Raw genomic sequence first — 8,059 nt, forward strand, 5'->3', positions numbered from 1 at the left:
GTACAGTGACATCGCAGAGCGATCTGGCGGCGGCGATCGATCGAGTCGAGAGCGAACTCGGTGCGCTGACCGTTGCGGTCAACAATGCCGGCATTGCCGGCTCCGAACCCGCCGAGACGATGCCGCTGGAGACGTGGCAGAAGGTGCACGAGGTCAATGTCGCCGGCGTGTTCCTGTCCTGTCAGGCCGAAGCGCGCAAGATGCTGGTGCGAGGCAAGGGCTCGATCATCAACATCGCCTCGATGTCGGGCACCATCGTCAACCGGGGCCTGACGCAGGCGCACTACAATTCTTCGAAGGCCGCCGTCATCCACATGTCCAGGAGTCTCGCTATGGAGTGGGCCGATCGCGGCCTGCGCGTCAATGTCGTCAGCCCGGGCTACACACTGACGCCGATGAACAAGCGGCCTGAGGTGGCCGAAGAGGTGAAGATCTTCAAGCGCGACACGCCGATGGGGCGGATGGCGGCGCCGGAGGAAATGGTCGGACCGACGGTGTTCCTGGCCAGCCGCGCAGCGAGCTTCGTCACCGGCCTCGACCTGATTGTCGATGGCGGCTACGTCTGCTGGTAGAGGTTCAACTTCGCCTGCAGTCTGAATTTATACGCCTCGCGCGGTGTTAGTCGTTGCGCGACATGAACCTTGATATATATAATTTCATCCCATGAAACTGGCTTGGCGAGATGGCGCTTGCCGGGTCGACAGCCGAGAACATGAGACCTTGATGGCTCGCACCTTGCAAGGCGCCGCAAGACTGGCAATCGATCCGCAGATGACCGCCCCCGCAGCGATCCGTCGGCAACCATGACGCCGACACTGCAGTCCTGTTCCATCATCACTAGAATTGAGCACCATCTTGCCTGCGTCGGCCAAAGCCGGGGCAACAATCTGGCGCCGACGGCCTTGCGCAAAGACCAGCCTTTCCAACACAATCAAGAAAAGCCGCAAGAAGGGAACGAACGATAATTTTCACAGCTTGAAGGAGAACAAGCATGTCACTTCGCAGTGTGATTTCGACCTTAACAATGGGAACCTTCGCACTCGCCGCGGCGAGTGCACTGACACCTTCCGCCCAAGCCGCCGCACCAGAATCCAACGATCCGATCAAGATCGCGCTGTTCGACTGGACCAGCGTCAATCTGAACGCCAAGATCCTCGGCGGTATCCTGGAAAAGCTCGGCTATACCGTCGAGTATCCCACGGCCGACTACCTCTCCAGCCTGACCACGGGCCTCACCAATGGCGATCTCGATGTCGGCCTGGAGTTCTGGGACACGACCGCCGGCGAAGCCATGAAGGCCTCCGATGCGACCGGCCAGACCGAACGGCTGGGCAAGCTCGGACCCAAGGCCAAGGAAGAGTGGTGGTTTCCAGAATACATGAAGGAGAAATGCCCGGGCCTGCCCAATTGGGAAGCGCTAAAGGACCCGAAATGCGCCGAAGCCTTCTCGACGGCGGAGACCGCACCGAAGGGACGCTATCTCGGCGGCCCGGTGACCTGGGAAGGCTTTGACGACGAGCGCGTCGAGGCGCTGAAACTGCCCTTCACCGTCATCCATGCCGGCACCGACGCGGCGATGTTCGCCGAGCTCGATTCCGCCTATCAGCGCAAGGCGCCGATCATGCTGTGGATCTATTCGCCGCATTGGGCGCCGGCCAAATACAAGGGCGAGTGGGTTGAATTCCCGGAATACACGCCCGAGTGCTACAACGACCCGAAATGGGGCGTGAACCCCGACGCCAAATATGACTGCGGCAAGCCGCATGGCGAGATCTGGAAATACTCCTGGTCCGGCATGAAGGACAAATGGCCGGTCGCCTACAAGGTGGCCAAGGCCTACACGATCGACACCGATGAGCTCAACAAGATGAGCGGCGAGATCGATCTCGGCGGCAAGACACCGGAGGACGTCGCAGCTGCCTGGATCGCCGCCCACGAGGCCGACTGGAAAGCCTGGGCGCAGTGATCGTTCCGACTGGAAAAATGAGACCCGGCTGCTGACCAGCCGGGCCTCACTTGTTGATATTCCAGAGGGACATTCGAATGACGGACAGGACTGAACAGGAGCCAAACACGGCGGGCGCGCCAAAAGACGCCCGTCCGGTAAAGCTTGCCTGCCGCAATGTCTGGAAATTGTTCGGATCGAACGCGGCCAATTTCATCCGCGAACGTGACGGCAAGGCCAGCATGGCCGACGTCACGGCTGCCGGGCTGGTCGGCGCGGTGCGCGCCGTCGACCTTGAAATCCGCCAGGGCGAGATTTTCATCATCATGGGCCTGTCGGGCTCCGGCAAGTCGACGCTGGTGCGCTGCATGTCGAGGCTGGTCGAGCCGACCCACGGCAAGGTCGAATTCGAGGGCAATGACCTGCTGAAAATCTCCGATGCAGCACTCATCGAATTGCGACGACACCGCATGGGCATGGTGTTCCAAAATTTTGCGCTGTTGCCGCATCTCAACGTGCTGGAGAACATCGCCTTCCCACTCAGCATCCAGGGGCAGGACCGGGCGACACGCGAAGCAAGGGCGCGCGAGGTCATCGAGCTTGTCGGCTTAAGGGGTCGCGAGCATTTCTATCCGCGCGAACTGTCCGGCGGTCAGCAGCAGCGTGTCGGCATCGCCCGCAGCCTGGCGACAAAACCGGAAATCTGGTTCCTCGACGAGCCGTTCTCGGCGCTCGATCCGCTGATCCGCCGCGAGATGCAGGACGAGCTGATGCGGCTGCAGATGATGCTGCACAAGACCATCGTCTTCATCACCCATGATTTCGACGAGGCCATCCGGCTGGCCGACCGCATCGCCATCATGAAGGATGGCGAGGTCATCCAGATCGGCACGCCGGAGGAACTGGTGGTCAATCCGGCGACCGACTACGTCGCCGAGTTCACCCGCGACGTCGACCGCGCCAAGGTGATCTCGGCACGCAGCCTGATGCAGGCCTGCGACGGCTCGGAGCATGGCGGAACGGTGGCGCCGGAGACCAAGATATCCAGCTTTTCCGCCAGCATCGTTGCCGCCAACAAGCCGTTCGCGGTCGTCAACGGCACCGGCAAGCCGATCGGCGAGGTGACGCCGCAAGCGGTGATCGATCTGCTGGCCGGCATTGAGCGTTCCGGAGGCGGCACATGACGGTGACGGCAAGCGCCGGCGAAACGCGGTCGCGCCCGGTTCAGGTCTGGCTGTTCGTCTGGGCGGTGGCACTCGCGGCCGTGCTTGTCGTGTTCCTGTTGCAAGACCGCCTGTCCTGGACGGTCAATTATCCGGCCAGCGCCGTCGTGCCGGTCGCCGATTGGATCAGCGCGCTGATGCGCTGGATCAAGTCGAACCTGTCCTGGTTGACCCGCTCGATCACCGCTGTGCTCGGCGTTCCGCTCGATTTCGCGCTCAATCTGCTGGCCAAGAATTTCAAGATCGGTCACGGCGCGGACGCCTATGTCCTGCCGCGGCTGTCCTGGGTCGGCGTCTGTGCTGCCGCCTTCATCGCGGGGCATGCAGCCGGCGGCAGAAAACTCGGCCTGCTGGTCGGCGGCTGCTTCCTCTACATCGCGCTGTTCGGCCAATGGACCAGCGCCATGCTGACGCTTGGGCTGATCTCCATCGCCGTGCCGTTCTGCATCGTCACCGGGCTGTTCGCCGGCATCTGGGCGTGGCGCAAGCCGTGGGCCGAAAGGCTCATCGTCTCCCCTGCCCTCGACCTGATGCAGACGATCCCGACCTTCGCCTATCTCATCCCAATGCTGCTGCTGTTCGGCAACAGCCCGGTCTCGGCGATGATTGCGACCGCCATCTTCGCCACCCCGCCGATGGTGCGAGCAACGATGCTCGGCCTATCGCGGGTGCCGTCGGAGATCGACGATTTCAGCGAAATGGCCGGCTGCACGGCGCAGCAGAAACTGTGGCGGGTGCTGCTGCCGTCGGCGCGGCCGACATTGATGGTCGGCGTCAACCAGGTCATCATGCTGGCGCTGAACATGGTGATCATCGCTTCGATGATCGGTGCCGGCGGCCTCGGCTACGACGTGCTCCTGGCGCTGCGCGCGCTGAAGGTCGGCGAGGCGATGGAAGCCGGCCTTGCCATTGTGGCACTCGCCATCGCACTCGACCGGCTGAGCCAAGCCATCGCGCACAGCCAAGCAAAGGGCCATGTCCATCAGGAGGTAAGCCCGAGCCTCTGGTGGCGCTACCCCAACCTGACGCTGGCCATCGCCATCCTTGTCGTGACAACACTGCTCGGCCTGTTCGTGCCGGCCTTGGCAGTGGTGCCGAAAGCGATCACTTTCACCACGGCGCCGCTGTGGAAGGCGGCGGTGAACTGGGTGACCATCAATTTCTTCGACACGATCGAAGCATTTCGCGTGGCGCTCATACTCAATCTGCTAAACCCGCTGCGCGCCTTTTGCGAGGGCTTTCCGTGGCTCGGCGCCGTCTTCCTGCTCGGCCTTGCAGGCTATCAACTCTCCGGCCTGCGTCTCGCCGTCCTCGTCGCCGCGCTGACCGCCTTCTGCGCCATCACCGGCCTGTGGGAAAAGACCATGGCGACGGTCTATCTCTGCGGTATCTCGGCCTTGATCGCCTGCCTGATCGGCATCCCGATCGGGCTGATGGCTTCACGCAGCGACCGGTTCGAGAAGATCGTCACGCCGGTCATCGATACGCTGCAGGTGCTGCCATCCTTCTGCTTCATCATCCCGGTGGTGATGCTGTTTCGGGTCGGCGACGTCACCGCCATGATCGCGACGATCGCCTTCGCCGTGGTGCCGGCGATCCGCTACACCAATCACGGCATCAGGCAGGTGCCGCCGGCGCTGATCGAGGCGGCCAAGGTGTCGGGCTGCACGCCGCGCCAGACCTTCTTTCGCGTGCAACTGCCGCTGGCGCTGCCGGAAATCATGCTGGGCGTCAACCAGACGATCCTGATGGCGCTGGCAATGATCATCATCTGCGCCATGGTCGGCACCCGCGATCTCGGCCAGGAAGTGTTCATCGCGCTGTCCAAGGCCGATTCCGGCCGCGGCATCGTCGCGGGTCTCGCCATCGCCTTCATCGGCATCGTCGCCGACCGGCTGTTCAGCGCCTGGACGGCGAAGGCGCGCGCAAGGCTGGGTTAGGATTAGCCGCCCCGATACAGGAGAGAATGATGACCGGCCGGATCGCTCACTGCACCTGCGGCCAATTGCAGATCCGCTGCCCGCAAGAGCCGGCCAAGGTCTCGCTTTGCCATTGCCTGGACTGTCAGCGGCGGACCGGCAGTCCGTTCGGGATCGCCGCTTTCTTCGATGCCGCCGAGACCGAGATCAGCGGCTCATTCCAGACATTCCAACGCGATTCCGACAGCGGCTTTCCCGTCACCTTCCATTTCTGCGGAACGTGCGGCTCAACGGTCTTCTGGTATCCGTCACGAAAACCGGCGGCGGTAGCCGTCGCAGTCGGCTGCTTCGGAGACCCGGCATTTCCGGCGCCGACGCAGTCTGTTTATGGCGAGAGTCGCCACGGCTGGGTCGAGGCGCCGGCCTGACGGCAAGCCCACTCGTTATTCCGCCGCGACGCCCTTCACCTCGAGATAGCTCTCCATCGAATCATCCAGCGCCTGCAGCCACGGCGTATGATGCAGCGGCGCCATGGTGCCGGTCATCAGCGAGCGGTAGGCGTGGTCGCGGAAGCTCATAATGTCTTCGCCCTTGTGGTGTTCCCATTCCATGAAGGTCTGGTTGACCGCCTCGACGTCGAAACCGGGATAATCGGTCTGGTCCATCAATTCCTTGGTGTAGTCGCCCTGGAACCAGATCATCTGCTCGGCGTCTTCCAGCGTTTCCTCACGCGCGCGCCACTTCGCGCCGTGAGCGGCCATCGCCTCGGCCGAGGGCAGCTTGATGCGGCCCATGATGACGTCGCGGGCAAACCAGGCCTGCGCGTCGAACATATTGAAGGTGTAGAACTGATCCTGCATGCCGATATAGGAAAGCTGTGGGTTCTTCTCCCAGACGACGCCTTCATAGAGATCGAGCGGCCACATGCGGTTGGCTGTCTTGAGCTTCAGATCGTCGGTCAGGAAGGGGAAGGAATGCAGGTACCCGGTGCACAGGATGATGGCGTCGACATCCTTGGTCGTGCCATCCTTGAAATGCGCGGTTTTGCCGACGACCTTCTGCAGCAGCGGCACCTCTTTCCAATTCTCCGGCCATTTGAAACCCATCGGCTTCGAGCGGTAGCTGGAGGTGATGGATTTGGCGCCGTATTTGTAGCATTGCGAGCCGATGTCCTCGGCCGAATAGGAGCGGCCGATGATCAGGATATCCTTGCCCTTGAACTCCATCGCGTCGCGGAAATCATGGCTGTGCAGGATGCGGCCATTGAAGGTGGAGAAACCCTCGAAATAGGGCACGTTGGGTACCGAGAAATGCCCGGAGGCGACGACGACATTGTCGAACTCTTCCGAGTAGGTGACGTCGTTGGTGCGGTCATGCGCGGTGACGGTGAATTTCTTCGTCTCGTCCGAAAACGTCACCATGCGCACCGGGCTGTTGAAGCGCACCCATTTGCGCAGGCCTGATTTCTCGACGCGCCCCTTGATGTAGTCCCACAGCACGGCGCGCGGCGGATAGGAGCCGATCGGCCGGCCGAAGTGCTCCTCGAAAGTATAGTCGGCGAATTCCAGGCATTCCTTTGGTCCGTTCGACCAGAGATAGCGATACATGGAACCGTGCACCGGATCGCCATGCTCGTCGAGACCGGTGCGCCAGGTGTAGTTCCACAGGCCGCCCCAGTCCGACTGCTTTTCGAAGCAGACGATCTCGGGAATGTCGGCGCCCTTGTCGGCCGCCGATTTGAAGGCCCTGAGCTGTGCCAGGCCGGATGGGCCGGCTCCGACGACGGCAACGCGACTTTTCATGGCAGGCCTCCCGATCTGGTTTCGACTTTTGCCTTGACGCAACTCCCAAGGGGAAAGCGCTATGCGCTTTTTCCGGAATTGCTCTTACGAAACAAATTTCACTCACAGGGACAGTAATTGGCCCTTTCGTGCTGTCAACAGCCCGGTGCGGAAACAACGTTCCGCCGATGTGGATTTCCCGCAAAAAACCGGACGCGGCCAAACGCCGGATCGTGCGCATGCGCTTTCAGGCGACTTGCCGTCGCAGTTGCGCTGCTGTATCGGCACCTGACATGTTCACCTAGAGTGAAATAAATCCGCAGGAGTGCCGGGGGCGACATGGCGAAGAAGGTTTCCGATTCCAAGGCTGGTCCAGCCGGTGCAAAGGCCAAGCCGCAGCCAAAGGTCTCGGCCGACGGGAAAACCATCCGCGCGCCGCTGACGCAGAACCCGCATGCCATTCGCGACACGCGCGAAAAGGTGCTGGAGGTGGCGATCGGCCGCGAGGTGCGCGCCTTCCGCAAGAAGCTCGGCATCACCGTCGCCGATCTGGCGGTCGCCACCGACATTTCGCTGGGCATGCTGTCGAAGATCGAGAATGGCATCACCTCGCCGTCACTGACCACCTTGCAGGCGCTGTCGCGGGCGCTCGGCGTCCCGGTCACCGCCTTCTTCCGCCGGTTCGAGGAAGAGCGCAGCGCCGTTTTCGTCAAGGCCGGCCAAGGCCTCGATGTCGAGCGCCGCGGCACGCGCGCCGGTCACCAGTACAATCTGCTCGGCCATATCGGCTCCAATACCAGCGGCGTCGTCGTCGAGCCCTATTTGATCACGCTGACCGAGGATTCCGACGTGTTTCCGACCTTCCAGCATGAGGGCATGGAGTTCCTCTATATGCTCGAGGGCGAGGTCGTTTACCGGCACGGCAGCAATCTCTACCCGATGAAGCCCGGCGACAGCCTGTTCTTCGACGCCGACGCGCCGCACGGGCCGGAACAGCTGACGAAACTGCCGATGCGGTATTTGTCGATTATCTGCTATCCGCAGAGCGCGGGTTGAGCGGGACTCGATCTCCCCACGAGGGGGAGATCGGCAGCTTCGCGGGCGTCGCTCAATCCGGTCCGAACCCAGGGCTCGTCGGGCTGCCGTCGTCGAGCTTCGACAGCCACTCGACCAACGTTGACCTATACCGGG

Annotated in this window: 7 protein-coding genes; 6 read left to right on the forward strand and 1 reads right to left on the reverse strand. The window is 62.2% G+C overall.

Translation table 11 applies throughout. The annotated features are described in order from the left end of the window. The 5 genes from EN991_RS14405 to EN991_RS14425 form a co-directional block, all read left to right on the forward strand. The coding region (locus tag EN991_RS14405; protein ID WP_127369000.1) for an SDR family oxidoreductase at nt 1-572 on the forward strand (572 nt) is incomplete at its 5' end. A gap of 419 nt (nt 573-991) precedes the next feature. Further along, nucleotides 992-1,966: an ABC transporter substrate-binding protein gene (locus EN991_RS14410; RefSeq protein ID WP_064995094.1), complete on the forward strand. Its 975-nt coding sequence runs from the start codon at nt 992-994 to the stop codon at nt 1,964-1,966. A gap of 77 nt (nt 1,967-2,043) precedes the next feature. Continuing rightward, a complete protein-coding gene (locus tag EN991_RS14415) occupies nt 2,044-3,129 on the forward strand; it encodes a glycine betaine/L-proline ABC transporter ATP-binding protein (protein ID WP_127369001.1) in 1,086 nt (361 codons plus the stop codon). Beyond that, on the forward strand, nt 3,126-5,108 hold the full coding sequence (locus EN991_RS14420) for an ABC transporter permease subunit (RefSeq protein ID WP_127369002.1): 1,983 nt from the start codon (nt 3,126-3,128) through the stop codon (nt 5,106-5,108). The genes EN991_RS14415 and EN991_RS14420 overlap by 4 nt, the downstream gene beginning before the upstream one ends. 29 nt (nt 5,109-5,137) lie before the next feature. Continuing rightward, nucleotides 5,138-5,515 carry a GFA family protein gene (locus EN991_RS14425; RefSeq protein ID WP_013532891.1) on the forward strand — a complete coding sequence of 126 codons (378 nt, stop codon included), beginning with the start codon at nt 5,138-5,140 and terminating at the stop codon, nt 5,513-5,515. 15 nt (nt 5,516-5,530) lie between these two features. Here EN991_RS14425 and EN991_RS14430 read toward each other — a convergent pair whose 3' ends face one another. Then, nucleotides 5,531-6,889, reverse strand: coding sequence for an NAD(P)/FAD-dependent oxidoreductase (locus EN991_RS14430; RefSeq protein WP_127369003.1), 1,359 nt, complete (start codon nt 6,887-6,889; stop codon nt 5,531-5,533). Between the two features lie 318 nt (nt 6,890-7,207). Between EN991_RS14430 and EN991_RS14435 the strand changes: the two genes are divergently transcribed. Next, nucleotides 7,208-7,924: an XRE family transcriptional regulator gene (locus tag EN991_RS14435; protein WP_013532893.1), complete on the forward strand. Its 717-nt coding sequence runs from the start codon at nt 7,208-7,210 to the stop codon at nt 7,922-7,924. Nucleotides 7,925-8,059 lie beyond the last annotated feature (135 nt).

The sequence above is a fragment of the Mesorhizobium sp. M7A.F.Ca.US.005.03.2.1 genome, assembly GCF_003997795.1.
GTDB classification, from domain to species: domain Bacteria; phylum Pseudomonadota; class Alphaproteobacteria; order Rhizobiales; family Rhizobiaceae; genus Mesorhizobium; species Mesorhizobium ciceri.

Bases quoted from the DNA above. Each gene is read 5' to 3' on its own strand.
- EN991_RS14430 (WP_127369003.1), bottom strand. From the start codon at position 6,889: ATGAAAAGTCGCGTTGCCGTCGTCGGAGCCGGCCCATCCGGCCTGGCA.
- EN991_RS14420 (WP_127369002.1), top strand. From the start codon at position 3,126: ATGACGGTGACGGCAAGCGCCGGCGAAACGCGGTCGCGCCCGGTTCAG.
- EN991_RS14435 (WP_013532893.1), top strand. From the start codon at position 7,208: ATGGCGAAGAAGGTTTCCGATTCCAAGGCTGGTCCAGCCGGTGCAAAG.
- EN991_RS14410 (WP_064995094.1), top strand. From the start codon at position 992: ATGTCACTTCGCAGTGTGATTTCGACCTTAACAATGGGAACCTTCGCA.
- EN991_RS14415 (WP_127369001.1), top strand. From the start codon at position 2,044: ATGACGGACAGGACTGAACAGGAGCCAAACACGGCGGGCGCGCCAAAA.
- EN991_RS14425 (WP_013532891.1), top strand. From the start codon at position 5,138: ATGACCGGCCGGATCGCTCACTGCACCTGCGGCCAATTGCAGATCCGC.